20 protein-coding genes are annotated in these 25,204 nt (G+C 65.0%); 9 read left to right on the plus strand and 11 right to left on the minus strand.

Annotated features, from left to right (window positions below; translation table 11 throughout):
* Positions 1-8: 8 nt before the first annotated feature.
* Together RFM52_RS01625 and RFM52_RS01630 are read right to left on the minus strand one after the other, a co-directional pair.
* Positions 9-1,697: a hydantoinase B/oxoprolinase family protein gene (locus RFM52_RS01625; protein WP_320294103.1), complete on the minus strand. Its 1,689-nt coding sequence runs from the start codon at positions 1,695-1,697 to the stop codon at positions 9-11.
* A 1-nt stretch (position 1,698) separates the two neighbouring features.
* Positions 1,699-3,771, minus strand: a complete 2,073-nt coding sequence (locus RFM52_RS01630; protein WP_320294104.1) for a hydantoinase/oxoprolinase family protein — start codon at positions 3,769-3,771, stop codon at positions 1,699-1,701.
* A gap of 221 nt (positions 3,772-3,992) precedes the next feature.
* Here RFM52_RS01630 and RFM52_RS01635 point away from each other — a divergent pair, with 221 nt between their 5' ends.
* From RFM52_RS01635 to RFM52_RS01655, 5 genes are all read left to right on the plus strand, one after another.
* Positions 3,993-4,820: a ferredoxin--NADP reductase gene (locus tag RFM52_RS01635; RefSeq protein WP_320294105.1), complete on the plus strand. Its 828-nt coding sequence runs from the start codon at positions 3,993-3,995 to the stop codon at positions 4,818-4,820.
* Between the two features lie 394 nt (positions 4,821-5,214).
* Positions 5,215-6,267 carry a deoxyribose-phosphate aldolase gene (gene deoC, locus RFM52_RS01640; protein ID WP_320294106.1) on the plus strand — a complete coding sequence of 351 codons (1,053 nt, stop codon included), beginning with the start codon at positions 5,215-5,217 and terminating at the stop codon, positions 6,265-6,267.
* Between the two features lie 72 nt (positions 6,268-6,339).
* A complete protein-coding gene (locus tag RFM52_RS01645) occupies positions 6,340-8,715 on the plus strand; it encodes an aldehyde dehydrogenase family protein (RefSeq protein ID WP_320294107.1) in 2,376 nt (791 codons plus the stop codon).
* Between the two features lie 220 nt (positions 8,716-8,935).
* Positions 8,936-9,667: an SDR family oxidoreductase gene (locus RFM52_RS01650; protein ID WP_320294108.1), complete on the plus strand. Its 732-nt coding sequence runs from the start codon at positions 8,936-8,938 to the stop codon at positions 9,665-9,667.
* 196 nt (positions 9,668-9,863) lie between these two features.
* Positions 9,864-10,709 (plus strand): fumarylacetoacetate hydrolase family protein, encoded by an 846-nt coding sequence (locus RFM52_RS01655; protein WP_320294109.1) that lies wholly within the window; start codon positions 9,864-9,866, stop codon positions 10,707-10,709.
* A 208-nt stretch (positions 10,710-10,917) separates the two neighbouring features.
* On the opposite strand, the gene RFM52_RS01660 is transcribed toward RFM52_RS01655, so the two are convergent.
* The 6 genes from RFM52_RS01660 to RFM52_RS01685 all read right to left on the minus strand — a co-directional run bounded on the left by RFM52_RS01660 (position 10,918) and on the right by RFM52_RS01685 (position 17,438).
* The gene (locus tag RFM52_RS01660; RefSeq protein ID WP_320294110.1) at positions 10,918-11,916 is read right to left on the minus strand and encodes an ABC transporter ATP-binding protein; all 999 of its coding nucleotides are present in this window, start codon (positions 11,914-11,916) and stop codon (positions 10,918-10,920) included.
* Positions 11,917-12,142: 226 nt separating this feature from the next.
* Positions 12,143-13,204, minus strand: a complete 1,062-nt coding sequence (locus RFM52_RS01665) for a Gfo/Idh/MocA family protein (RefSeq protein ID WP_320294111.1) — start codon at positions 13,202-13,204, stop codon at positions 12,143-12,145.
* Positions 13,201-14,040: a carbohydrate ABC transporter permease gene (locus tag RFM52_RS01670; RefSeq protein ID WP_320294112.1), complete on the minus strand. Its 840-nt coding sequence runs from the start codon at positions 14,038-14,040 to the stop codon at positions 13,201-13,203. The genes RFM52_RS01665 and RFM52_RS01670 overlap by 4 nt, the downstream gene beginning before the upstream one ends.
* An 8-nt stretch (positions 14,041-14,048) precedes the next feature.
* Positions 14,049-14,978, minus strand: coding sequence for a carbohydrate ABC transporter permease (locus tag RFM52_RS01675; protein WP_320294460.1), 930 nt, complete (start codon positions 14,976-14,978; stop codon positions 14,049-14,051).
* A 241-nt stretch (positions 14,979-15,219) separates the two neighbouring features.
* Positions 15,220-16,479 (minus strand): ABC transporter substrate-binding protein, encoded by a 1,260-nt coding sequence (locus RFM52_RS01680; protein ID WP_320294113.1) that lies wholly within the window; start codon positions 16,477-16,479, stop codon positions 15,220-15,222.
* A 50-nt stretch (positions 16,480-16,529) separates the two neighbouring features.
* A complete protein-coding gene (locus RFM52_RS01685; protein ID WP_320294114.1) occupies positions 16,530-17,438 on the minus strand; it encodes an N-acetylmuramic acid 6-phosphate etherase in 909 nt (302 codons plus the stop codon).
* A gap of 200 nt (positions 17,439-17,638) precedes the next feature.
* Between RFM52_RS01685 and RFM52_RS01690 the strand changes: the two genes are divergently transcribed.
* Genes RFM52_RS01690 through nagA form a run of 4 tightly spaced genes read left to right on the plus strand, consistent with a single transcriptional unit; the run spans position 17,639 to position 21,481 of the window.
* Positions 17,639-18,520 (plus strand): glucosamine kinase nucleotide-binding domain-containing protein, encoded by an 882-nt coding sequence (locus RFM52_RS01690; protein ID WP_320294115.1) that lies wholly within the window; start codon positions 17,639-17,641, stop codon positions 18,518-18,520.
* Positions 18,517-19,296 carry a GntR family transcriptional regulator gene (locus tag RFM52_RS01695; protein ID WP_040979934.1) on the plus strand — a complete coding sequence of 260 codons (780 nt, stop codon included), beginning with the start codon at positions 18,517-18,519 and terminating at the stop codon, positions 19,294-19,296. Before RFM52_RS01690 ends, RFM52_RS01695 begins: the two co-directional genes overlap by 4 nt.
* On the plus strand, positions 19,293-20,324 hold the full coding sequence (locus RFM52_RS01700; protein ID WP_320294116.1) for an SIS domain-containing protein: 1,032 nt from the start codon (positions 19,293-19,295) through the stop codon (positions 20,322-20,324). Before RFM52_RS01695 ends, RFM52_RS01700 begins: the two co-directional genes overlap by 4 nt.
* A complete protein-coding gene (gene nagA, locus RFM52_RS01705) occupies positions 20,321-21,481 on the plus strand; it encodes an N-acetylglucosamine-6-phosphate deacetylase (protein WP_320294117.1) in 1,161 nt (386 codons plus the stop codon). The genes RFM52_RS01700 and nagA overlap by 4 nt, the downstream gene beginning before the upstream one ends.
* Before the next feature lie 301 nt (positions 21,482-21,782).
* Here the strand turns inward: nagA and RFM52_RS01710 are convergent, their stop codons facing one another.
* The 3 genes from RFM52_RS01710 to rpe all read right to left on the minus strand — a co-directional run bounded on the left by RFM52_RS01710 (position 21,783) and on the right by rpe (position 25,181).
* Complete coding sequence (locus tag RFM52_RS01710) at positions 21,783-23,303, minus strand: malonate--CoA ligase (protein WP_320294118.1); 1,521 nt, start codon at positions 23,301-23,303, stop codon at positions 21,783-21,785.
* A 201-nt stretch (positions 23,304-23,504) separates the two neighbouring features.
* Positions 23,505-24,242 carry a GntR family transcriptional regulator gene (locus tag RFM52_RS01715; RefSeq protein WP_320294119.1) on the minus strand — a complete coding sequence of 246 codons (738 nt, stop codon included), beginning with the start codon at positions 24,240-24,242 and terminating at the stop codon, positions 23,505-23,507.
* 261 nt (positions 24,243-24,503) lie between these two features.
* Complete coding sequence (gene rpe, locus RFM52_RS01720) at positions 24,504-25,181, minus strand: ribulose-phosphate 3-epimerase (RefSeq protein WP_320294120.1); 678 nt, start codon at positions 25,179-25,181, stop codon at positions 24,504-24,506.
* Positions 25,182-25,204 lie beyond the last annotated feature (23 nt).

A 25,204-nucleotide genomic window follows, 5' to 3' on the forward strand; every position in this document is an offset into this window, starting at 1 on the left:
CGCGTCGCCTACACCTCCACCCCAAACATCTCCCTGGCCTGCTCGGCCGTATAGTAGCCGAGCCTGACATCCTCCGCGACTAGCTTCGCATCGCGCTGTCGCGGATCGCCATAGCCGCCGCCGCCCGGCGTGCCGACGCGCACGCGGTCGCCAGCCTTGAGCGCGATGTCCTGCTCTTTCGAAAGATGCGGCGGCACATGCGCTTCGCCGCCCCGGAACACGGTCACGCTGTTCGGCGCGCCGTCCCGGCCGCCCAACGCGCCCTGCGGCCCGAAGCGGCCATGATCCATGACGAAGGACGCGCGCGCCTCGCCGCGCAATATCTCGACCTCATAGGCGAGCCCGAAGCCGCCGCGATGCTTGCCCGCGCCGCCGGAGCCTTCGCGCAGCGCATAATGCCGGTAGAGCACCGGAAAAGCCTGCTCCATGATCTCGACCGGCGGCGACTTCGAAATGCCGATCGTCGAGCAGCCATTGCTTAGTCCGTCGTGGTCGGCATTACCGCCATAGCCGCCGCCGGAGATCTGGTACATGACATAGTCGCGGCCGCGCGCCGGATCGTTGCCGCCAAGCGCGAAATTGCCGCTGGAGCCGGCGGGCGCCGCCGTCACCTTTTCCGGTAGTGCCTGCACCATCGCTGCGAACACCGCTTCGGCGATGCGCTGCGACACCTCGGCCGCGCAGCCCGACACCGGTCGCGGATATTTGGCGTCGAGGAACGTGCCTTCCGGCCGTTTGACGTTCAGCGGCTCGAAAGCGCCGGCACTGATCGGCACTTCCGGGAAGATGTGGCGCATGGCGAGGTAGACCGACGACAGCGTGGTCGCCAGCACGCTGTTCATCGGCCCGGCGCAGGGTTTCGACGAGCCAGCAAAGTCGAAGGTCAGCGTATCGCCCTTCTTCTCGACGGCAAGATCGATGGTCAGCGGCTCGTTCACCACCCCGTCGGAATCGACGAAAGCCTGCGAGCGATAGACGCCGTCCGGAATGGCAGCGATCGAGGCGCGCATCTGCTCCGCCGCGCGGCGGCGCAGTTCCGCGATCGCCTCGACAACGGTTTCGTCACCGTAACGATCCAGGATTTCATTGAGCCTGTCCTGACCGATCAGCAATGCGGCGGCCTGCGCGCGGATGTCGCCGATGCGCTGATCGGCGACCCGAATGTTGGAACAGATGATGGCGTAGATTTCCGCGTCGAGCACGCCTTTCTTGAAAAGTTTCACCGGCGGCAGCCGCAAGCCTTCCTGTTCGACCGCGGTGGCCGAGGCCGAGAAGCCGCCTGGCACCGAGCCGCCGATGTCCGGCCAGTGTCCGGTGTTGGAAAGCCAGCAAAAGATCTTGCCGTTCCGGTAGACCGGCATGACGAAGCGCACATCCATCAGATGCGTGCCGCCGAGATAGGGGTCGTTGACGATGTAGATGTCGCCCGGCTCAGGAGCGAGGCATCGGCCGTCGGCGATCATCTCGATCACGGTCTTGGTCGAATACTGCATCACACCGACGAACACCGGCAGGCCCTGGCTGCCTTGCGCAATCAGCGAGCCGTCGACCGCCGAATAGATGCCGTCCGAGCGGTCGTTGGCTTCCGCGATGACCGGCGAGAAGGCCGCGCGGGAAAAGGTCAGGTCCATCTCGTCGCAGACCTGCTGCAGGGCCGCCTGCAGCACCGAAAGCGTGATCGTGTCGAGCTTCGCCATCTTAGGCCTCGCCGATGTCGATGATGATGTTGCCGTCGGCGTCCGAGCGCGCCCGGTCGCCCGGTTCGAGCACGGTGGTGGCGTCCATCTGCTCCAGGATCGCCGGTCCCTCGATCACGGCGTCGAGCGGCAGCTTTTCGCGGGCATAGACCGGCGTGTCGTGCCATGTGCCGTGATACCAGACCGGCCGGATCTCGCGCCGCGCCTCCTCGAGCGTCGCCGTGCGGCCAGCCGGGTCGATCAGCTTCGACAGGTCGATCTGCGGCCGCACGCCGGTGACCGATGTGTTGAGGTTGACGAGATTGGCGCGGATCTCCGGCAGCTCGACCTTGAAGCGCGCGAAATAGGCTTTTTCGAACAGAAGCTGCAGCGTTTCTCGTGAAACCGATGAGGAGGGCAGCGGCACGTTGATGATGTGTGTCTGGCCGACGAACTGCATGTCGGCGGAATGCGTCACGCGGATCGCGTCCGGCTTCACCGCTTCCTTGGCGATCAGCGCCTCGCCTTCGTTTCGGTGCCGTTCCAACACCTCGCGAAGCGCAGCTTCATCGAGCAACTTGACCGGCTGGTTGATTGTGTTGACGAAGTCGTGGCGTAAATCCGCGACGACGCAGCCGAGCGCGTTGGTGATGCCGGGGCGCGCCGGCACCAGCACCCGGGGCAGGCCGAGCTCGCGGGCGAGCGCCGTCGCATGCAGCGGCCCGGCGCCGCCGAAGGCGAACAGCGCGAAATCACGCGGGTCGTGGCCGCGCGACACCGACACCATGCGGATGGCGCCCGCCATCTTCATGTTGCCGAGCCGAAGCACGGCACCCGCGGCCTCGACGCCGGAAAGGCCGGTACGCTTGCCGATCTTGTCCTCGAAAATGCCGGTCACGCGTTCAACGGTCACAGGGTTGTCGACCGCGAGCAGTTTCTTCGGCGCCAGCCGGCCAAGCACCAGATTGGCGTCGGTGATGGTCGGCTCCAGGCCGCCGCGCCCGTAGCAGATCGGACCCGGATTGGCGCCGGCGCTTTCGGGGCCGATCTGGATCAGCCCGGCCGCATCGACGCGCGCGATCGAGCCGCCGCCGGCGCCGACCGTGTGCACCGCCACCATAGGCACATGGATCGGCATCGCATATTCGATCTCGATCTCGTTCGACACCGCGGGCTCCGCATTGCGGATCAGCGCCACGTCAGTCGAGGTGCCGCCCATGTCGTAGGTGACGAGATTGCCGAAGCCGGCGCGCTTGCCCGTGTAGGCGGCGGCGATCACGCCGGACGCCGGGCCGGACATCACGGTCTTGGCCGATTCCAGCGTGACGAAGCGGGCCGAGATCATGCCGCCATTGCCGTTCATGATCAGGAAGTCGCGCGCGTAGCCTTTCGCGCCGAGTTCCTTGCGCAGCCGTTCGACATAGCGCTCCAGGATCGGCTGCACCGAGGCGTTGACGGCCGCCGTCACGCCGCGCTCGAACTCGCGCGCTTCCGAAAGCAGCGCATGTCCAGTGGTGATGTGGCCGTTCGGCCAGAGCTCCGCCGCGATCTCGGCTGCGCGCCGCTCATGCGCGGGGTTGGCGTAGGAATGCAGGAAGTGGATGACCAGCGACTCGCAACCGGCGTCGAGCAGCTTTTTCACCGCGTCGCGCATTTCGGCTTCGTCGAGCTGAATGCGCACCGCGCCCGAAGCCTCTACCCGCTCCGATACTTCGAGCCGAAGGTCGCGGGGAATGACGGGGACAAAAGTGCCCGTCATGCCATAGGCCTGCGGCCTTGTGCGCCGGCCAAGCTCGATCACGTCGCGAAAGCCGCGCGTGGTGATCATGCCGGTCCTTGCCAGCCGGCGCTCCAGCACGGCGTTGGTGGTGGTCGTGGTGCCGTGCACGATGAGGTCGATGCCGTCGATCGGAAAGCCTGTCGCGCCAAGTGCTGAGACCACGCCAAAAGCCTGGTTTTCGATCGTGGTCGGCGTCTTGGCGATATGGACTTTTCCGCCCGCCTTGCCGTCTATCAGCAACAGATCGGTGAAGGTTCCGCCGACATCGATGCCGGCAACGACACTTCCCGCCGATGCCGAAAATTTCTCATTCATTGCCGAAACCCGAAATGCCAGGACTACGGATATGCCTTGGTTTGGAAAGGCGTTTTACGCTGCCATCTTGACCTGGAGATCATTTGTATACTAATAAATTCCGGACACAAGAGCTTACCGCTTGGCAGTGTGCAGGGAGCACGCCGGAACCTGACCGTTCGGGCGCGCAGGAAAAGTTTGGCGCCCGGTGCGTTCCATCTGGGCCGGAAAGTTGGGTTGGAATGAACACGACATCCGCGTTGAACGTCGCCGGCTCGAAGCCGCTGCAGTTCCCGATCCCGGCCAATGTCTATGCCGAGACCGTGGTGTCGGTGAAGCATTACACCGACCGGCTGTTTTCCTTCCGCATCACCCGGCCGCAGTCGCTGCGCTTCCGCTCCGGCGAGTTTGTCATGATCGGCCTGCCCAATGCCGAAAAGCCGATCTTCCGCGCCTACTCCGTCGCCAGCCCCTCCTGGGACGACGAGCTTGAATTCTTCTCGATCAAGGTGCCGGACGGTCCGCTGACCTCCGAGCTGCAAAAGATCCAGGTCGGCGATACCGTCATCATGCGCCAGAAGTCGACCGGCACGCTGGTGCTCGACGCGCTGACGCCCGCCAAGCGCGTGGTCATGATCTCGACCGGCACCGGCATCGCGCCCTTCGCCAGCCTGCTGCGCGACCCCGACACCTACGAGAAGTTCGACGAGGTCATCCTCACCCACACCTGCCGCGACAATGCCGAGCTCACCTACGGCCAGGAGCTGGTCGCGGCGCTGGAGAGCGATCCGCTGATCGGCGAGCTGACCGGCGGCCGCGTCACGCTTTACAATTCGACGACGCGGGAAGAGTCGGCGCGCATGGGCCGCATCACCGCGCTGATCGGCTCGGGCAAGTTCTATTCCGACCTCGGCATCGACAAGCTCAATCCCGAGACCGACCGCATCATGATCTGCGGCTCGATGCATATGCTGAAGGACGTCAAGGAACTCGCCGAGAGCCTTGGCTTCCAGGAAGGCTCCTTGAGCCATCCCGCCAGCTTCGTCGTCGAGCGCGCCTTCGTCGGCTGAGGCGCGCCGCCAGCCAGCTCTGTTGAAGCGTCTGAGATTAGCGACGACATTCGCGCTTCGTCGTTCTAGGGCGAAGCAAGGAGCGGAGCGACGCGCGCAGACCCTGGAATCCATGCCGTTACGCTAAGGCGTTGCGACGGTTACAGAATTCTGCACCGTTGCGCTCTGCGGCAGAGTTCACGGCATGGATACTCGGGTCAAGCCCGAGTATGACGAAGGAATGGGCGTTTCGGCCAATCTCCGACGCCGGCGCCTACCCAGCATGCTGCTTTGACCATATGGTCAAAAACAGGCTGCTTCCGCCGCCTTTTTCCGCTATGACCCACTGAAGGACTCGTGAAGGACAACTTCGCGGGTTATCTTCGGCTGAGGTCGCTGAGTGAAAGGGCAGGAGATGAGCACGATCCGCGAGGCCGGCGCAGGCGCCGGCGCGTCCAAGGTGATGCCGCTGCCGGCGCGCGCCGCCGCCAACACGCCGCTGCCGCTGGAACACGGCATTGCCCGCAACCCCGGTATGAAGCTCGATCTCGGCTTCCTGGAATCGGTGCGCAGCGTCAACCGCTCGGCGCTGGAGCGCCGTGTCGTCACGCTCACCAAGCGCCGCTCGATCAAGGCCGACAACCAGGCCGCCTGGCTGCTGCGGGCCATCGCCTGCATGGACCTGACCACGCTGAACTCCAACGACACGGACGAGCGCGTGCGCCGGCTCTGCGCCAAGGCGATCAACCCGCTGCGCCGCGATATCGTCGAAGGGCTCGGCATATCGGGCGAAACTATCCGTCCGGCGGCCGTCTGTGTCTACCATCCCTTCGTCGCCACCGCGGTCGATGCCATACGCGGCACCGGTATCCATGTCGCTGCAGTCTCCACCGCCTTTCCGCACGGCCTTGCCCCGCTGTCGACCCGCCTGCAGGAGATCGAGGCCTCGGTGAAGGACGGCGCCGACGAGATCGACGTCGTCATTCCGCGTGGCCTGGTCTACGGCGCCAAATGGCGCGAACTGTTCAACGAGATCGTCGCCATGCGCGCCGCCTGCGGCGAGGCGCATCTCAAGGTCATCCTCGGCACCGGCGATCTTGCCACTTTGCGCAACGTGATGCTCGCCTCCATGGTGGCGATGATGGCGGGCGCCGATTTCATCAAAACGTCGACCGGCAAGGAAAGCGTCAACGCCACGCTTCCCGTCGGCCTTGCCATGGTGCGCGCCATCCGCGCCTATTTCGAGGAGACGGGCTACCTCATCGGTTTCAAGCCGGCCGGCGGCATCTCCACCGCCAAGGTCTCGCTCGACTGGCTGGTGCTGATGAAGGAAGAGCTTGGCCGGCCCTGGCTCGAGCCGGACCTGTTCCGCTTCGGCGCCTCCAGCCTGCTCACCGACATCGAACGCCAGCTCGAACATCATTTGACCGGCCATTATTCGGCCAACCATCGCCACGCGATGGCGTGAGGCGAGTGAAGGCCTTGAACGCCGAGTTCCTTCGCCGGCTTCGCTAAAAATCCTCTCTTGCGAGTGCGCCCCATGAATATCCTCGAACGTTATCACGCCATGGAATACGGCCCGGCACCGGAAGCCCGCAACGAGGCCGATGCCTGGCTCGCCACACGCGATTTCTCCAAGTCTTTGTTCATCGACGGCGCTTGGAAATCGGCGGCCAGCGGCAAGACTTTCGACACCAGCGAGCCGTCCTCCGGCAAGCTGCTCGCCAAGATCTCGGATGCGGGCGCCGCCGATATCGACGCCGCGGTGGCGGCGGCGGCCAAGGCGCTGCCGAAATGGAGCGCCAGTTCAGGCTATGCCAGAGCCAAGGTGCTCTACGCCGTTGGCCGGGCCATGCAGCGCCATCAGCGCCTGTTCGCGGTGCTGGAATCGATCGACAATGGCAAGCCGATCCGTGAGAGCCGCGACATCGACGTGCCGCTGGCGATCCGCCATTTCATCCATCACGCCGGTTGGGCACAGACGCTCGAAAAGGATTTTCCCGACCACAAGCCGGTCGGCGTCGTCGGCCAGGTCATTCCGTGGAATTTCCCGCTGCTGATGCTGGCCTGGAAGATCGCGCCGGCCCTGGCCGCCGGCTGCACCGTGGTGCTGAAGCCGGCCGAATTCACGCCGCTCACCGCCATCCTGTTCGCCGAGATCTGCGAGCGTGCCGGCGTGCCGAAAGGCGTCGTCAACATCGTCCAGGGCGGCCCTGAGGCGGGCGCTGCCATCGTCAATCATCCCGGTGTCCAGAAGATCGCCTTCACCGGCTCCTCGGAAGTCGGCAAGATCATCCGCAAGGCGACGGCCGGCTCCGGCAAGAAGCTGTCGCTGGAGCTCGGCGGCAAGTCGGCCTTCATCGTCTTCGAGGATGCCGACCTCGACAGCGCCGTCGAGGGTCTGGTCGACGGCATCTGGTTCAACCAGGGCCAGGTCTGCTGCGCCGGCTCGCGCCTCCTGGTCCAGGAAGGTATCGCCGAAGCCCTCATCGCCAAGGTCAAGGTCAGGATGAGCCGGTTGCGGGTCGGCAGCCCGCTCGACAAGAACACCGATATCGGCCCGCTCGTCGACCGCACCCAGCTCGACCGCGTCAAGGGGCTGATTGCCGAGGGCGCGAAACAGGGCGCCGTCTGCTGGCAGCCGGACGCCACCTTGCCATCCTCCGGCTACTATCATCTGCCGACGCTGGCGACAGCTGTTTCGCCGGCTAACATTCTGGCGCAGGAAGAGGTCTTCGGTCCGGTGCTGGCGACGATGAGCTTCCGCAACACCGAGGAAGCAATCGAGCTCGCCAACAACACGCGCTATGGCCTTGCCGCCTCGGTGTGGAGCGAGAACATCAACCTTGCGCTGCATGTCGCGCCCCAGCTGAAAGCTGGTGTCGTCTGGGTCAACGGCACCAACATGTTCGACGCCGCCTGCGGCTTCGGCGGTTATCGCGAAAGCGGCTTTGGCCGTGAGGGCGGTCGCGAGGGCATGTTCGAATATCTGGCGGTAAAACTGCCGGTCGCCCCGGCCATCAAGCCGGCCGCGGCCGGCCCGACCCAGCCGGTCGAACAGGCCGACGGCACGGCCATCGATCGCACGGCAAAGCTGTTCATCGGCGGCAAGCAGGTGCGGCCGGACGGCAATTACTCGCTGGCCGTCGCCACTGCCAAGGGCAAGCTGGCCGGCGAAGTCGGCCTCGGCAACCGCAAGGATATCCGTGACGCCGTCGCCGCCGCGCGCGCCTGCAAGGCCTGGCCGGACGCGACGGCCTACAACCGCAGCCAGGTGCTCTATTATCTCGCCGAAAACCTGTCCGGCCGCGCCGACGAGTTCGCCGCGCGCCTTGGCCTGCTGACCGGCGTTGCCGCCAAGGCCGCGCGCGAGGAGGTCGAGCAGTCGATCGGGCGGCTGTTCCTCTATGCCGGCCTCGCCGACAAGTTCGAGGGCCGCGTCCATCAGCCGCCGGCCCGCGTCGTGACACTTGCCCTGCATGAGCCCGTCGGCGTCGTCGGCATCGTCGCGCCGGACAACCAGCCGCTGTTGGGCTTCATCTCGCTGGTGGCTCCGGCGCTCGCCATGGGCAACACCGTGGTTGCGGTCCCGTCGGAGCGGCACCCGCTTTTGGCCACCGACCTCTACCAGGTGATCGAATATTCTGACATTCCGGCCGGTGCCATCAACATCGTCACCGGCCGCAGCGCCGAGCTCGCCGGCGTGCTGGCCAAGCATGACGATGTCGACGGGCTCTGGGTGTTTGCCGATGCCGACACCTGCGCCAAGGCGGAAGCCGACTCCATCGGCAACTTGAAGCGCGTCTGGACCGGCAATGGCCGAACGCTCGACTGGTCGTCGGAGGAGGCCGCCGGCGGGGCCTTCCTGCGCCGCGCCGTCGAGGTCAAGAACGTCTGGGTTCCCTACGGCGACTGATGCCTCTTGCCTGACGCACGCCGCGCGCCGGCGCCATTTTGGCTGCAGTGGCGAAGGTTGTGGCGTTCGGGCTTGACGCTTGTGCGTGTGTTCTTTAACGAGAAAAAACATCTTTATCTGTGAAGCGGAAAATCTGACCGCATGATGCCCGGCTGTCTGGCACACGACGCCGAGGCCGGCCATGGATAAGGCGGACGCATCAGGCAGGCAGGAGAAAAGCATGGCGGATCTGACGGGCAAGGTGGTTGTGATCACCGCGGCGGCGCAAGGCATCGGCCGGGCGAGCGCGCTGGCCTTCGCCAAGGCTGGCGCGACCGTTCACGCCACCGACATCAACGAGGCGGCCCTGGCCGAACTTGGCAAGACCCCCGGCATTGCGACGCGAAAACTGGATGTGCTGAACGATGCGGCCGTCGCTTCAGCCTTCGCCGAGATCGGTCGCGTCGACGTGCTGTTCAACTGCGCCGGCTTCGTCCATGCGGGCTCCATCCTCGAAATGAAGGACGAGGATCTCGACTTCGCTCTCAACCTCAACGTCCGTTCGATGATCCGCACCATCCGCGCCGTGCTGCCCGGCATGCTGGAGCGCGGCGACGGCTCGATCATCAACATGGCGTCGCTGGCAAGCTCGCAAAAGGGCGTGCCGAACCGCTTCGCCTACGGCTTGACCAAGGCAGCGGTGGTCGGCCTCACCAAGGCGGTCGCCGCGGACTATGTCGCCAAGGGCATCCGCTGCAACGCCATCTGCCCGGGCACGGTCGAAAGCCCGTCGCTGCAGGACCGCATGCATGCGCAAGGCGACTATGAGGCGGCGCGCGCGGCTTTCATCGCCCGCCAGCCCATGGGCAGGCTTGGCACGCCGGAGGAAATCGCCGATCTGGCGGTCTACCTTGCCGGCGCCACCTACACGTCGGGGCAGGCCTATAACATCGACGGTGGCTGGTCGATCTGACGAAAGGCTCGGAAGGATTGTCGGCGAGGATCGGAGCCGATCCTGTGTCTGGGTGGATCGAAGCGTCTGAAAATCCTCCCGGTTCGCCGGCACGAACAGATGGCAAGCTTGCCGCCGGCGGGGTCGGCGACTACGGTCCGCTGGCTTTGACGGAATTTGTGAAAACGGCCATTGGCCGCATGGTGGAGAAGTTGAGATGAAGTTGTTGCGCTATGGCGAAGTCGGCAGCGAGAAGCCCGGCCTGCTCGATGCGGATGGGACGATCCGCGACCTTTCCGCTCATGTCGCCGATATCGCCGGCACGACGCTTCATCCGGCCTCGCTGGAGATGCTCTCCAATCTCGATCCGAAGTCGCTGCCGGCGGTCTCCGGCAAGCCGCGCCTGGGCGCCTGCGTCGCCGGCACCGGCAAGTTCATCTGCATCGGCCTCAACTATTCCGACCACGCCGCCGAGACCGGCGCCACCGTGCCGCCGGAGCCGATCATCTTCATGAAGGCAAGCTCGGCGATCGTCGGGCCGGATGACGACGTTTTGATCCCGCGCGGTTCGGAAAAGACCGATTGGGAAGTCGAGCTCGCCGTCGTTATCGGCAAGACCGCGAAATACGTCTCGGAGGACGACGCGCTGGATTATGTTGCCGGCTACGCCGTCGCGCATGACGTGTCCGAGCGCGCCTTCCAGGCCGAGCGCCAGGGGCAGTGGACCAAGGGCAAGTCCTGCGACACGTTCGGCCCGACCGGCCCGTGGCTGGTCACCAAGGACGAGGTCGCCGACCCGCAGAACCTGAAGATGTGGCTGACCGTCAATGGCAAGACCATGCAGAACGGCTCGACCAAGACCATGGTCTACGGCGTGAAGTATCTGGTGTCATACCTCAGCCAGTTCATGTCGCTGCATCCCGGCGACATCATCTCCACCGGCACCCCGCCCGGCGTTGGCCTCGGCATGAAGCCGCCGGTGTTCCTGAAGGCCGGCGACGTTGTCGAGCTCGGCATCGAAGGGCTCGGTCAGCAGAAGCAGACGTTCAAGGCGGACGTGTAGGGCAGACCTGGCCTTCTCCCCTTGTGGGAGAAGGTGGATCGGCGCGCAGCGCCGAGACGGATGAGGGGTGCTCCAGCGGAGTGCGACCTTCAAGATCGAAGGAATCCCGCGCGCTTATTTCTGCTGCGTCGCGATCCTTCCAACACCCCTCATCCGGCCGCTTCGCGGCCACCTTCTCCCACAAGGGGAGAAGGGAACGTCGCGCCAACTACTTCAACACCTTCCCATCCGCCCCGAACCGGTACGTCTTCGCCGCATCCGGCGTTGCATAAAGCGTCGCGCCCGGCTCGGCATTGTAGACGCCGAAGATGCGCACCGTGATCAGCCCGGCCTTCTCGCAATCGAGATAGAGGTTGGTGTCGGCGCCGAGATGCTCGGCATGCACCACCGTGCCTTTCCAGGCGCCGGACTTCGTGTCGACCGTCAGGTGCTCCGGCCGCACGCCGATGGTCTTCGCCGTCTCGCCCAGCTGCGCGCCGTCAATGAAATTCATCTTCGGCGAGCCGATGAAGCCGGCGACGAATTCGTTGGCCGGCGAATTGTAGAGCTCCATCGGGCTGCCGATCTGCTCGATCCGGCCGGCATTGAGCACGACGATCTTGTCGGCCAGCGTCATCGCCTCGACCTGGTCGTGGGTGACATAGATCATCGTCGCCTTAAGCCGCCGGTGCAGCTGCGCGATCTCAAGCCTGGTGTTGACGCGCAGCGCCGCGTCGAGGTTCGACAGCGGCTCGTCGAAGAGGAAGAGCTTCGGCTCGCGCACCACGGCGCGCCCGATGGCGACGCGCTGGCGCTGGCCGCCCGACAATTCCGCCGGCCGGCGCTCGAGATAGGGTTCGAGCGACAGCATCGCGGAAGCGATCTTGATGCGCCGCTCGATCTCGGCCGCTGGCGTGCCGGCCTGCTTGAGGCCCAGCGCCATGTTGTTCTTCACCGTCAGATGTGGATAGAGCGCGTAGGTCTGGAACACCATGGCGATGCCGCGCTTCGCCGGCGGCGTGACCGAAACGTCCGCGCCGTCGATCAGCACGCGGCCGGAGGTTGAATCCTCCAGGCCGGCGATCACGCGCAGCAGCGTCGATTTTCCGCAGCCCGACGGGCCGACGAAGACGACGAATTCGCCGTCATTGACCTGAAGGTCGATGCCCTTCAGCACCTCGACCGGCCCGAAAGCCTTCTTCACATTCTCGATCTTCAGCGAGCCCACGGCAGTCCTCCAAATTGATGAGCAGGCGCCAAGGCACCCCCCTCTGTCCTGCCGGACATCTCCCCCTCAAGGGGGGAGATTGGCAGCTTCGAGGCCTCGCGCCACTCTGCGGCGCTGACAAGTTGCGAAGGCCGTGGCGACATCTGATCTCCCCCCTTGAGGGGGAGATGGCCGGCAGGCCAGAGGGGGGCGCCGTAGAGCGCAACCCCTGATGACAATTCCTTTTTCATAGCCGCACCGCCTTGCCGCTGCGCACGCTCTCATCCGCGGCAAGGCAGACGGCGAGCGACTTCACGGCATCGTCCATGTGGCGGGTGAGGTCGATATCCTCGCGGATGGCCTTGAGCAGGAAGGCCTGCTCGAGGTCGCAGAGCTCCTGGTGGCCCGGCTCGCCTTCCATCGACAGCAATTGGTCTTCCCTGGCGAATTTACCGTCAGGGCCCGTCTCGGCACTATGCAGGCGGATCGTCGAGGTCTTGGTGTGGGTGTCGATGTCGTCGGACTTCACGCCCTCCTTCATCACGATCGACACGCAGCCCTTTGGCGACATCACGTCCTTCACGAAGAAGGCCGTCTCCGAGATCATCGGCCCCCAGCCGGCTTCATACCAGCCGACCGAGCCGTCCTCGAACAGCACTTGCAGGTGCCCGTAATTGTACATCGAGGGCGAAACCTCATTGCTCAGCCGCACGCCCATGCCGCGCACCTCGACCGGCCTGGCGTCGGTGATCTGCAGCATCACGTCGAGGTAATGCACGCCGCAGTCGACGATCGGCGATGTGGTCTGCATCAGCTGCTTGTGCGTGCCCCAGGTATGGCCGGAGGACTGCTGGTTGAGGTTCATGCGGAAGACGTAAGGGCCGCCAAGCTTGCGCGCCTCGGCGATCAGCCGGATCCAGGACGGGTGGTGGCGCAGGATATAGCCGATCACCAGCTTCCTGCCGTTGGCCTTGGCCGCATCGACGACGCGCTGTGCGTCGGCAACCGTCGTCGCCAGCGGCTTCTCGACGAAGACATGGCAGCCGGCCTCGAAGGCCCGCACCGCATAGTCGGCATGGCTGTCGGAATAGGTAGCGATCGCGGCGACGTCCGGCTTCTCGTCGCGCAGCGCATCCTCGAAGGAGCGCCTGATGCCGTAACGCCCAAGCCCCTCCGGCAGCGGCACGTCGGAGCGGTTGATCAGCGCCGCGATCTCGAAGCCCGGATTGGTGTGATAGGCCAGCGCATGGCTGCGGCCCATATTGCCGAGGCCGGCGACCACAACGCGAAGGGGTCTCTCTGGGCTCACTTGACGGCTCCCGATGTGATGCCGCGGATCAGTTGCCGCGAGAAGATGACATAGAGGATCAGCACCGGCAGGATGGCCAGCGACAGCGCCGCCAGGATCGCGTTCCAGTTGGTGACGAACTGGCCAAGGAAGAGCTGGGCGCCGAGCGTCACGGTCTTGGTCTCTTCCGACGGCGCCAGGATCAGTGGGAACCACAGGTCGTTCCAGATCGGGATCATGGTGAAGACGGCGACCGTCGCCATCGCCGGCCGCACCAGCGGCAGCACCAGGCGGAAGAAGATCGTGTATTCCGACAGCCCGTCGATGCGCCCGGCGTTCTTCAGGTCGTTGGACACCTGCTTCATGAATTCCGACAGGATGAAGATCGCCAGCGGCAGCCCCTGCGCGGTGTAGACCAGGATCAGCGCCGTCAGCGTGTTGACCAGCCCGCTCGCCACCATCAATTGCAGGATGGCGACGGTGCCGAGCCTGATCGGGATCATGATGCCGAGCGCAAGGTAAAGCCCCATCAGCGTGTTGCCGCGGAAGCGGTATTCCGACAGCGCGAAGGCGGCCATCGCGCCGAACAACAGCACGAAGAACAGCGAGGCGACGGTGACGACGAGGCTGTTCTGGAAATAGTGGAAGAAATCGCCCTGGCCGATCACCGTGGTGTAGCCGATCAGGTCGAAGGTTTTCGTCGTCGGCGGCGTCAGCGGCGCGCCGAAGATGCCCGCGCGGGACTTGAACGAGTTCATGACGACAAGGATCACCGGAAACAGCGCGATCGCCGTGTAGGTCAGAAGGATCGCATGCGCGCCGATGGTGCGGGGGAGCGAATGGGTGGCTGTGCTCATGGCGTGCCTCAGAACTGATAGCGACGCAGACGCGTCTGCACGAGGAACAGGTAGACGCAGACGCCGGCGAGGATGATCAGAAACATGATCGTGGCGATCGCGGCGCCCATGTTGGGATCGCCGACCTGCAACTGGAAGCCGAAGAAGGCGCGGTAGAGGAAGGTGCCGAGGATATCGGTCGAATAGTTCGGTCCGGCGAGCGCGCCCTGCGCGGTGTAGATCAGGTCGAAGGCGTTGAAATTGCCGACAAAGGTGAGGATCGAGATGATGCCGATCGAGGGCAGGATCAGCGGCAGCTTGATCTTCCAGAACTGCGCCATGCCGGTGACGCCGTCGCATTCGGCGGCCTCGATCACCTCGTCGGGGATCGACAGAAGTGCGGCATAGATCAGCATCATCGGGATGCCGACGAACTGCCACACCGAGACCAGGCTGAGCGCGGTGAGCGCATATTGCTCCTTGCCGAGCCACGGCGTGAAGAAGCTCTTCAGTCCGACGAAATCCATCAGATGCGGCGCCACGCCCCAGATCGGCGACAGGATCAGCTTCCATGCGAAGCCGACGATGACGAAGGAGAGGATCGTCGGCACGAAGATCGCCGTGCGGTAGAACGCGGTGAAGCGCAGCCTGGGACTGGAAAGCAGCGCCGCCAGGAGGATGCCGATCGGGTTCTGCACCAGCATGTGGATGATGAAGAACCAGACATTGTTCCTGAGCGCATTCCAGAAATTCACCGACCAGTTCGGATCTCCGAACAGCGTGCGGAAATTGCTAAAGCCCACAAAGACCTGGGACTGCTCGATGTTGCGGAACAAGGACAGCTGGAGCGTGCCGACCAGCGGCAGGATCATGAATGCGGTGTAGACCAGCACCGCCGGCGCCAGGAAGACGCCGACATGCCAGCGGATCGGTCTTTTCGCTCGCGTTTCTGCAGCCATAGTCTCGGTAGCCATGAGTTCGGTTCCCCGCCGTCTCTGGGTTCCAGTTCAGTCGATGCTAGCTGATGCCTCGATGCACGGCCCGCTTGTCCCCTGTGAGGGTAAGACAAGGCCAGCGACAGATCGGCTCCGTCTTCCCCGCAAGGTGAGGGTAAGACCGGGAGGCTGCGCCGACAATCGCTATCTGGAACTGTTTGAATGCCGGCCGGGCATGCGCCCGGCCGGTCCGTTGCCTGATCTCTTACTTCGCCGGCTTGTACCAGCTGTCGAGGCCGGTCTGCAGCTTCTTGGCCGCGGCTTCCGGCGTATCGGTGCCGTTGATCACATTGGCCGATTCAACCCAGGTCTCGTTCTCGAGGTTCGGCGTGCCGCGCGACAGGATCTGGTAGGTCGAACGGATCGTCGACTTGCACTTGCCGCGCCAGGAGACGAATTCCTGAGCCAGCGGGTCTTCCATTTTCACCGGCGCGGAGTTCAGGCTGAAGAAGCCCGGCAGCGCGTTGGCGTAGATGGTGGCGAAGTCCGGCGAGGCCACCCAGGACAGGAATTTCTTGGCCGCATCCGCATGCTTCGACGCTGCATTCAGGCCCATGCCGATGTCGGTATGGTCGGAGATGTAGCAGGTGTCGCCGGCCTTCTCGACCGGCGGCGGGAAGGCGCCCATCTTGAACTGCGCCTGGGTGTTGAACAGCCCGATTTCCCACGAGCCGGCCGGATAGATGGCGGCGCGGCCGAGCGTGAACAGGTTCTGGCTGTCCGGATAGGTCTGTGCCTCGAAGCCGTCGCCGAGATAGGGTTTCCACTTCGCCAGTTCCTTGAAGGGTTCGACCCACTGAGCATCGGTGAGCTTCTGCTCGCCCTTGATCAGGGCAGCGCGGCCTTCCTCGCCCTTCCAGTAGTTCGGGCCGATGTTCTGGTAGCCCATGGTCGCGGCTTCCCAGAGGTCCTTGGTGCCCATGGCCATCGGAATGTAGGTGCCGTCGGCCTTGATCTTGTCGAGCACGGCGAAGAACTCGTCGCGGGTCGTCGGCACCTTGAGGCCGAGCTTGTCGAAGGCATCCTTGTTGTAGATGAAGCCGTGGATGACCGAGGCCATCGGCACGCAGAAGCTCGACTTGCCGTCATCGGTCTGCCAGGCGGACTTGGCGACGGGCGAGAAGTTCTCCATGCCCGGCAGCGAGCTCAGGTCGGCGAGGTTGCCCTTCTTGAACAGCTCGAGCGACTTGTCGAAGGGGCGGCAGGTGATCAGGTCGCCCGCCGAGCCGGCGGCGAGCTTGGCGCCCAGCGCCGCGTCATACTCGGTCGGAGCCGAAGGCGCGAACACCACCTTGATGCCAGGGTTCTTGGCTTCGAAAGCCGGGATCAGCTTGTCCTTCCAGATGGTCAGGTCGTCGCCGCGCCAGCTTTCGATGTTGAGCGTCACGTCCTCGGCCAGCGCCATCCCGGTCGTGCCGAGGATGCTTGTGCCGAGCAGAAGGGCCGTCAGTAGTTTGGTCTTCATCTTCAGTCTCCCTGTTGACCTTTTTCAGGTTCCGTTTTGAGGACAGAGGCTCAGCGCCCCTTGCTCCCCTCGATCGCGGAAAGCGCCGGCCTGAGCTTCTGGCCGGTTCCTTCCAGTATCTTCTCGGCCGCGTCGGCGTTGGCAGCGCCGGCGGCGAGCAGAATGGCTGTCTTGACGACTCCGCCGCTTTCCTCGAGCAGGCGGGCGGCGTCGTCGCGGCTCTTGCCGCTGATGGCGGCGACCATGCGCACGGCGCGGTCGCGCAGCTTGATGTTGTCGGCGGTCAGGTTGACCATGTAGCCGTCATGGACATGGCCGAGATGGATGGCGGTGAGCGTCGAAAGCATGTTGAGCGCGATCTTCTGCGCGGTGCCCGCGCCCATGCGCGTCGAGCCGGCGATCAGCTCCGGCGGCGTTTCGAGCAGGATGGCGACATCGGCTCGGCTGAACAGCGCCGCGCCCCGGTTGTTGGCGATGGCGATGGTAGCGGCGCCCCGGCGTCGGGCGTCCTGCAGCGCCTGGACAGCATAAGGGGTCGAGCCGCTGGCGGAAATGGCGATCAGGCAGTCGCCCTTGCCGATATCGGCCGCGGCGACGGCCGCCGCCGCTTCCTCGGTGTCGTCCTCCGGGCCGCCGGCCAGCGTGCGGAAGGCCTCGTCGCCGCCGGCGATCAGGAGGGCGATGCGGTCGCGTGCGATGCCGAAGGTGCCGGGCAGTTCCAGCGCGTCGGCAACCGCCATCAGGCCGGAGCTGCCGGCGGCCGCATAGGCGAGCTTGCCGCCGCTCTTCAATTGCTTCGCGATGAGTTCGGCGGCGACGGCGATCGCCGGAATGGCGCCATGGACGGCCTTGCTGGCCTCGATCTGGGCATTGGCGAGGAACGCAAGGATGGCTTCCGGGGTCTGGACATCCAGCCCCTCGGCATTCTGGTGGAGCGCTTCCGTGCGCGTCTCGGCCATCCGTTTTCCTCCAACTGAGCGAACAATACCAAAAAAATACCACTTGTCCATACGCATTAACGAACTTCAGGCGGGGGAACTCGCTTGCCGGCAAATTACCGTGGGTTTTCAATAAAATACGGCTTAATCTTTTTTGAACCGAAATTAACTCTTGGCTATTGGTATTTTATTGGTATTATCTCGGCCGAGGAGAAAATTGCGTGAAATTTGTGCTTGGTATCGATGGCGGCGGCACCAGCTGCAGGGCGGCCCTTGCGACCGTCGACGGCGCCGTCGTCGGCCGCGCCAAGAGCGGCGCCGCCAACATCCGCACCGACCTCACCGGCGCGCGTGCCAACATCGTCGAAGCGGCCAGGCAGGCATTCCTCGCCGCCGGCCATGGTCCGGAGCTGATCCCGCGCACGCCGGCCATTCTCGGCCTCGCCGGCGCCAATGTCGGCACCTACCGGCAGCAGCTCGAAGCGATCCTGCCTTTCAGCAAAAGCCGCGTCGAAACCGACGCCGAGATCGCGCTCGAGGGCGCGGTCGGTGCAGGCGATGGCGCCATGGCCATTTTGGGTACCGGCACCGCCTATATGGCGCGCAAGAATGGCAAGTCGCGCGCCATCGGCGGCTGGGGTTTCCAGGTCGGCGACCAGGGCAGCGGCGCCCGCATCGGCCGCGACCTGCTGGAGCAGACGCTGCTTGCCTATGACGGCATCCGTCCGGGCTCGCCCTTGACGGACGCCATGCTCGCTGTCTTCCGCAACAATCCCGAAGACGTGGTCGAATTCACCACCAACGCCAAGCCGGGCGATTTCGGCGGCTTCGCGCCAAAGGTCTTCGAGCATGCCGAAAAGGGCGATCTCATCGCCAATTGGATCCTCGCCAAGGCGGTGGCCGATGTCGAGGCTTCGCTCGGCGCGCTCGATCTTGCCGACGATGCTCCGCTCTGTCTGCTCGGCGGTCTGGCGCCGCTCTACGCGCCGCGCCTGTCGGCGCGTTACCAGGCGCTGCTGAAAGCCCCGCTCGACGATGCGCTCGGCGGCGCCGTGCAGATGGCCCTGCGCATCTTCGCCAGGGGTTCGGAGGCCGGCCGATGAGCGCTGCCGACCAGATCTTCGCCATGCTGCGGGAATCTTCGCAGAGCGGCGCGCCGCTCTATTTGCAGCTGAGGAGAAGCATCGAGGAAGCGGTCAATCGCGGCCTCATCGGCCCCGGCGATGCGTTGCCGTCCGAGCGCGACATCGCCAGCAAAGCCGATATCTCGCGCGTCACCGTGCGCAAGGCTGTGCAGGACCTGGTCAAGGGCGGCATCCTCGTCCAGCGCCATGGCTCGGGCACCTTCGTCGCGCCGCGCATGGAGCGCGTCGAGCAGTCGCTGTCGCGGCTCACCTCCTTTACCGAGGATATGGCGCGCCGCGGCATGAACGTGCGCTCCGTCTGGCTCGACCGCGGCCTCTATGCGCCGTCGCCGGACGAGATGATGGTGCTTGGCCTGTCCTCGACCGAGCTGGTCGCGCGTGTCGCGCGCCTGCGCATCGCCAACGACACGCCGCTGGCGATCGAGCGCGCGGCGCTCTCGGCCAGCGTGCTGCCCGATCCCGAGGCGATAGGCTCCTCGCTCTATGCGGCGCTGGGCACGACTGGCAATCGGCCGGTCCGCGCCGTGCAACGTATCTCGGCCACCAATCTTGGCGACGCCGATGCGCGCCTGCTGGAAGTGCCGCCGGGGGTTGCCGGCCTGCAGATCGAGCGCATTTCCTATCTGGCGAGCGGCAAGGTGATAGAGTTCACCCGCTCGGTCTACAGGGGCGACGCCTATGATTTCGTCGCGGAACTCCGGCTGACCGGGCCGGGAGAGGAGATCCGGCCATGATGGCAAACATCACCCATATGCGGCGCGAAATCGATGAGATCCCCGAAGCCGCCGCCCGCCTTCTCGACGGTTCGGCCGTGGCGCTGGCCGAGGCGGGTCGCGGCCTGCGCGAACGCGACCCGCATTTCGTCGTCACCGTGGCGCGCGGCTCGTCCGACCACGCCGCGACCTTCATGAAATATGCCGTCGAGCTGACCGCCGGCCTTGCGGTCGCTTCGGTTGGCCCTTCGATCGCGTCCATTTATGGCGCGAAGCTCAGGCTGCGCGGCTCCGCCTGCCTGGCGGTCTCGCAGTCGGGCAAGAGCCCCGACATCGTCGCCATGGCCGAAACGGCAAGGGCAGGAGGAGCGCTGACCGTCGCCATCACCAACACGGCCGACTCGCCGCTGGCGCGCGCCTCCGACTATGCCATCGACATTCTGGCGGGACCGGAGCGCTCCGTCGCGGCCACCAAGACCTTCGTCAATTCGGCCGTCGCCGGCCTTGCGCTGATGGCGCACGCCACCGACGACAAGCCGTTGCTTCAGGCGCTCGCCGGCCTGCCCGGCCATTTCGAGAAGGCGATCGCCTGCGACTGGATGGCGCTCGCCGGCGCGCTGGAAAATCCGCAGTCGCTGTTCATCCTCGGCCGCGGCCCGTCCTTCGCGATCGCCAGCGAGGCGGCGCTGAAGTTCAAGGAAACCTGCGCCATGCACGCCGAAGCCTACAGCGCCGCCGAGGTCATGCACGGGCCGCTGGCGCTGGTCGGCCCAGGTTTCCCGGTTCTGGCGCTTGCCGCGCGCGATGCGTCCGAACTCTCGGTCGCCGAGGCGGCTGACGGCCTGACGGCCAAGGGCGCCGCCACCTTCATCACCTCCGACAAGGCGAAGGCCGCGAGGCTTCTGCCGTATGTCGCCACCGGCCACCCGCTGACCGATCCGCTGCCGCTTATCGTGTCTTTCTACGGCTTCGTCGAGGCCTTCGCACGCCATCGCGGCCTCGACCCAGACACGCCGCGCAACCTGCGCAAGGTGACGGAAACCGTATGAGCGACCGTTTCGCACTCACCGGCGCCCGCATCTTCGACGGCGCCGACTGGCATGACAACGCCGCCCTTGTCGTCAAGGGCGACGCGGTCGAGGCCATCCTGCCCGAAGGCGCGGTTCCGTCCGGCGTTCCGGCGGTCGAGACCGGTGGCGGCCTGCTGGTGCCCGGCTTCGTCGACATCCAGGTCAATGGTGGCGGCGGCGTCATGCTCAACGACCATCCCGACGTCGCCTCGATCGAGACCATCTGCCGGGCGCATGCGCCTTTCGGCACCACGGCGCTGCTGGTGACGCTGATCACCGACACGCCGGCGATCACCGCCGCCGCCATCGCCGCCGGCGCCGAGGCCACCAGGCAGAAGGCGCCGGGCTTCCTTGGCCTGCATCTGGAAGGGCCGCATCTTTCCATAGCCCGCAAGGGCGCGCATGATCCGGCGCTGATCCGGCCGATGGCCGATGCCGATCAGGCCGCGCTCATCGCCGCGCGCAAAGAGCTTCCCGTGCTGCTCACCACGGTCGCGCCGGAATCGGTCGAACCGTCTCGCGTCGCGGCGCTGGCCAAGGCCGGCGTCGTCGTCAGCCTCGGCCACAGCGATACCGATTACGCGACAGCCAGCGCCTTTGCCGAGGCGGGCGCCACGGTGGTGACGCATCTGTTCAACGCCATGAGCCAGATCGGCAACCGCGAGCCGGGCCTGGCGGGTGCTGCGATCGACACCGGCGGCTTGTATGCCGGCATCATCGCCGACGGCATCCATGTCCATCCCGCCACGATGATCCTCGCGCTGCGCGGCAAGCAGGGGCCGGGCAAGATCGTGCTGGTCACCGACGCCATGGCGACGATCGGCACCGACATGACGTCGTTCACGCTCAACGGCCGTACCATCTACCGTAAGGATGGCAGCCTCAGACTCGCCGACGGCACGCTGGCCGGCGCCGATCTCGACATGATCTCCGCCGTCCGCTTCGTCCACCGCGTCGTCGGCCTCGATCTCGACGAGGCCCTGCGCATGGCCTCGCTCTATCCGGCCGAGGCAATCAGCCAGGCGCACCGGCTTGGCCGTTTCGCCAACGGCACAGCCGCTGATATTGTTGGGCTGTCGAACGACCTGGATGTCCGGAATGTCTGGATCGGTGGCAAGAAAGTGTTTGGGGCTTAGGCCTTTCGGTCGTCATCCTTGGGCGTAGCGACGCGAAGCGGAGCGAAGACCCGAGGATCCATGCCGTGACGCCGGCCGAAGACTGCAGCGATGCAGAAGAAGACTGTCGACGCCGTCGTTCCGGTGCCATTGTTCGCACCGCTGTGACGCTCGCAGGTCACGGCATGGATTCTAGGGTCTGCGCGCGTCGCTGCGCTCCTTGCTCCGCCCTAGAATGACGATGTCAGGCGTCTTAGCTAATCTCCCACGTCCGCGATGCTCTCCCGGCAAGCCAGTCCAGATTCGGCCAACCGGTTATCCATTAGCCGGCTTTAGAATAGATATCCTTGTACGCATCGCGCAGCACATTCTTCTGCACCTTGCCCATCGTGTTGCGCGGCAGTTCGTCGACGAAGATCACTTGCTTCGGATGCTTGTATTTCGCCAACCGGCCGGCGATGGCGTCCGCAATGTCGGCAGCATCGATCGCCGAGCCTGGCTTGCGCACCACGACCGCGGTGACGCCTTCGCCGAAATCTGGGTGGGCGACGCCGATCACCGCGCTTTCGCTGACGCCGTCGAGCGCGTCGATCTCGCTCTCGATCTCCTTCGGATAGACGTTGTAGCCGCCCGAGATGATCAGGTCCTTGCCGCGCCCGACGATATGGACGTAGCCGTCGGCGTCGACGAGGCCGAGATCGCCGGTGATGAAGAAGCCGTCGTCGCGAAATTCGGCCCTGGTCTTCTCGGGCATGCGCCAATAGCCGGCAAAGACGTTCGGGCCCTTGACCTCGATCATGCCGATCTCGCCCTGGGCCAGCGGCTTGGCCGTCTCGGGCTCGGTGACGCGCAGCGAGACGCCGGGCAAGGGGAATCCGACCGTGCCGGCGCGCCGCTCGCCGTCATAGGGGTTGGACGTGTTCATGTTGGTCTCGGTCATGCCGTAGCGCTCGAGGATGGCGTGGCCGGTCCGGTCGCGCCAGGCCTTGTGCGTCTCGGCCAGCAGCGGCGCCGAGCCGGAGATGAAGACCCGCATGGCGCTGGCCGCCTCGCGCGTCAGGCCGTCCTGCTGCAACAGCCGCACATAGAAGGTCGGCACGCCCATCAGCGCGGTCGCGCGCGGCATCAGCGACAGGACGCGCGCGGGGTCGAATTTCCGCTCGAAGAACATTGTCGCGCCGGCCATCAGGATGACGTTGGTGGCGACGAACAGACCGTGCGTGTGGAAGATCGGCAGCGCGTGGATCAGCACGTCGTCGACGCCGAAGCGCCACTGCTCGACCAGCACGCGGGCATTGGAAGCAAGGTTCTCGTGGCTGAGCATCGCGCCCTTCGAACGGCCGGTCGTGCCGGACGTGTAGAGGATGGCGGCAAGATCGTCCGGCCCGCGCCCGACATCGCTGAAGTCCGTCGCCTGCCTCGAAGCCTGGCTGGCCAGCGTTCCCTGCCCGTCGCGGCCGAGCGTGAGCACCGTCGCGCCGATCGCCGCGGCAAGCGGCTCGACGCCCGAAAGACGGTCCGGATCGCAAACGATCAGCCTCGGCTCGGCGTCGCGGAAGAAATAATCGAGCTCCGGCAGCGTGTAGGCGGTGTTGAGCGGCAGGAAGACCGCGCCGGCGCGTAACGAAGCGAGATAGAGCAGCGCCGCCTCCGGGCTCTTCTCGACCTGGACGGCGACACGGTCGCCGGGCTCGACGCCGGCCTGCGCCAGCGCATGCGCCAGTTGCGCCGACTTCGCCAGCATGTCGCCATAGGTGATCGAACGGCCGTCATCCGCCTCCATCAGCAGCCTGTCGGGCGCCGGCATGCGGGAACGGAAAGCATCGAACAGATGGTTGGTCATGAATGTCCTCTAGAGCAATTCCAGGAAAAGTGTATGCGGTTTTCCGTCCGGAATTGCCTCAAGACAAGGAGATAGAGCGGTTCGCCGTTTTCGTGAAACGGTGAACCGCTCTAGGCGCATGCCGAATGGCACATGCGTTGCGCTCGCCTGACCGAATACAGATTGGCGGCGGAGCAAACACTGCGTGGCAGTTTTCCGTCGCTATCTGCGGCGTGGCTTGCTGACGCCGGCCCTCGGGTCATAGCCCTGTGCGAAGCGTTCCATGCACATCGCCGCGGTGAGGCGGTAATGATTGAGAAGCGCCTCGACCGCGCCGTTGGCGTCCCCATCCAGCGTGCGTTCGGCAATGATGCGGTGCTCGCTGAGATCGTCGCGTCCCATCCCCGGCGCGGTTTGCGAGATCAGGCGGTAGCGCGACGCCTGATCGGAAAGCTGATCGCAAAAGCCGATCAGCCAGTGCGACCGGCACGCCGCGATCAGCGCATGATGAAAAGCGCGGTGCAGCTTCTCCCATTCCGGATTGTTGGTTGCCGGGTCGTCCGGCAGGCGGCGCTCGGCGCGCGCAAGGCGGTGCAGGGCAAGCACCAGCTGCTCTTCCCATTCGGCGGTGCGGTGGGCAATGGATTCGCGCAGCGCCCGCTCCTCCAGCCAGCAGCGCGTGCGCGTCAACTCCTCCAGCTCCACGGCGCTGACCGGCATCAGGAAGAAGCCGCGTTGGTCGTGGCGGCCGAGCAGGCCCTCGGCGGCCAGGCGGTTTAACGCCTCTCGCACCGGCGAGGCGCCGGCGCCATAGCGGGAAACGACCCACTCGACACGCAGTTTCGTCTCGGACTCCAAGGCCCCGCGCAGCAAGTCGTCGCGGAGTTGCTGGTAGACCGAACTGGCAAGCGTGCTTTTGCCGCCCTTGCTCTCACCCGGCTCGGTACTTCCGTTTGTCAATCGAGCTCCTGTTGCTTTGCCCCTGGTTTGCCAGGGCTCCGCGGCGAAGCAATTCCCCTACATATATCATACAGCCGGGCAACGACGCCTCAAAGCGGAAGATGACGATATTCGACTTTAAGACGAGGCGGACCGTCTATTTATCGGATGAAGTAGATTCTCGGTGAAAAGCCGATATTCCTGCGCCGCTTCGTATATTGAACAGTCGTTCAATCGACCCGCGATTGTGCAACTTCCGCTAGAGGTCGGACGATTATACGTTTAACCGGCGGCTCTGTCGGCGGCCGTTCGAATTGCTTCGATATTTGCCCTATAGGCTTCGGCGCTGCCGCCCTTGAAGACGGCGGCGCCCGCCACCAGCACATTGGCGCCGGCCGCGGTCACCAGCGGCGCCGTTTCGGCTGAAACGCCGCCGTCGATCTCGATATGGATCGGCCGGCTGCCGATCAGCGCCTTGACCCGTTTCACCTTGTCGACGATCGCCGGGATGAAGGCCTGTCCGCCGAAGCCCGGATTGACGGTCATGATCAGGATGAGGTCCAGCCGGTCGAGCACATATTCGATCGTCGTTTCCGGCGTCGCCGGGTTGAGCGAGACGCCGGCCTTCTTGCCAAGGCTCTTGATGGTCTGCAGCGAGCGGTCCAGATGCGGCCCAGCCTCGGCGTGCACCGTCATGCCGTCGCAGCCGGCTTCCGCAAAGGCCGCCAGGTAAGGATCGGCCGGCGCAATCATCAGATGGCAGTCGAAGAACGCCTTGGTGCGGTTGCGGATCGCCTTGATCACCGGCGGGCCGAAGGTGATGTTGGGCACGAAATGGCCATCCATCACGTCGAGATGGATCCAGTCGGCGCCGGCCGCCGCGACAGCCTCGACCTCGTCGCCGAGCTTGGAGAAGTCCGACGCCAGCACTGACGGCGCGATCAGGGTTTTGTTGCTCATGACGGTCTCACCCTTCCTCCAGA

Origin of the sequence: Mesorhizobium humile (genome assembly GCF_033977215.1) — a bacterium.
Classification (GTDB): domain Bacteria; phylum Pseudomonadota; class Alphaproteobacteria; order Rhizobiales; family Rhizobiaceae; genus Mesorhizobium; species Mesorhizobium humile.

Excerpts from the sequence above, each read along its gene's own strand:
- rpe (WP_320294120.1), bottom strand. The coding sequence starts at position 25,181 with ATGAGCAACAAAACCCTGATCGCGCCGTCAGTGCTGGCGTCGGACTTC.
- nagA (WP_320294117.1), top strand. The coding sequence starts at position 20,321 with ATGAGCGACCGTTTCGCACTCACCGGCGCCCGCATCTTCGACGGCGCC.
- RFM52_RS01695 (WP_040979934.1), top strand. The coding sequence starts at position 18,517 with ATGAGCGCTGCCGACCAGATCTTCGCCATGCTGCGGGAATCTTCGCAG.
- RFM52_RS01680 (WP_320294113.1), bottom strand. The coding sequence starts at position 16,479 with ATGAAGACCAAACTACTGACGGCCCTTCTGCTCGGCACAAGCATCCTC.
- RFM52_RS01670 (WP_320294112.1), bottom strand. The coding sequence starts at position 14,040 with ATGAGCACAGCCACCCATTCGCTCCCCCGCACCATCGGCGCGCATGCG.
- RFM52_RS01630 (WP_320294104.1), bottom strand. The coding sequence starts at position 3,771 with ATGAATGAGAAATTTTCGGCATCGGCGGGAAGTGTCGTTGCCGGCATC.
- RFM52_RS01625 (WP_320294103.1), bottom strand. The coding sequence starts at position 1,697 with ATGGCGAAGCTCGACACGATCACGCTTTCGGTGCTGCAGGCGGCCCTG.
- RFM52_RS01700 (WP_320294116.1), top strand. The coding sequence starts at position 19,293 with ATGATGGCAAACATCACCCATATGCGGCGCGAAATCGATGAGATCCCC.
- RFM52_RS01685 (WP_320294114.1), bottom strand. The coding sequence starts at position 17,438 with ATGGCCGAGACGCGCACGGAAGCGCTCCACCAGAATGCCGAGGGGCTG.
- RFM52_RS01645 (WP_320294107.1), top strand. The coding sequence starts at position 6,340 with ATGAATATCCTCGAACGTTATCACGCCATGGAATACGGCCCGGCACCG.
- RFM52_RS01675 (WP_320294460.1), bottom strand. The coding sequence starts at position 14,978 with ATGGCTGCAGAAACGCGAGCGAAAAGACCGATCCGCTGGCATGTCGGC.
- RFM52_RS01710 (WP_320294118.1), bottom strand. The coding sequence starts at position 23,303 with ATGACCAACCATCTGTTCGATGCTTTCCGTTCCCGCATGCCGGCGCCC.
- RFM52_RS01655 (WP_320294109.1), top strand. The coding sequence starts at position 9,864 with ATGAAGTTGTTGCGCTATGGCGAAGTCGGCAGCGAGAAGCCCGGCCTG.
- deoC (WP_320294106.1), top strand. The coding sequence starts at position 5,215 with ATGAGCACGATCCGCGAGGCCGGCGCAGGCGCCGGCGCGTCCAAGGTG.
- RFM52_RS01635 (WP_320294105.1), top strand. The coding sequence starts at position 3,993 with ATGAACACGACATCCGCGTTGAACGTCGCCGGCTCGAAGCCGCTGCAG.
- RFM52_RS01650 (WP_320294108.1), top strand. The coding sequence starts at position 8,936 with ATGGCGGATCTGACGGGCAAGGTGGTTGTGATCACCGCGGCGGCGCAA.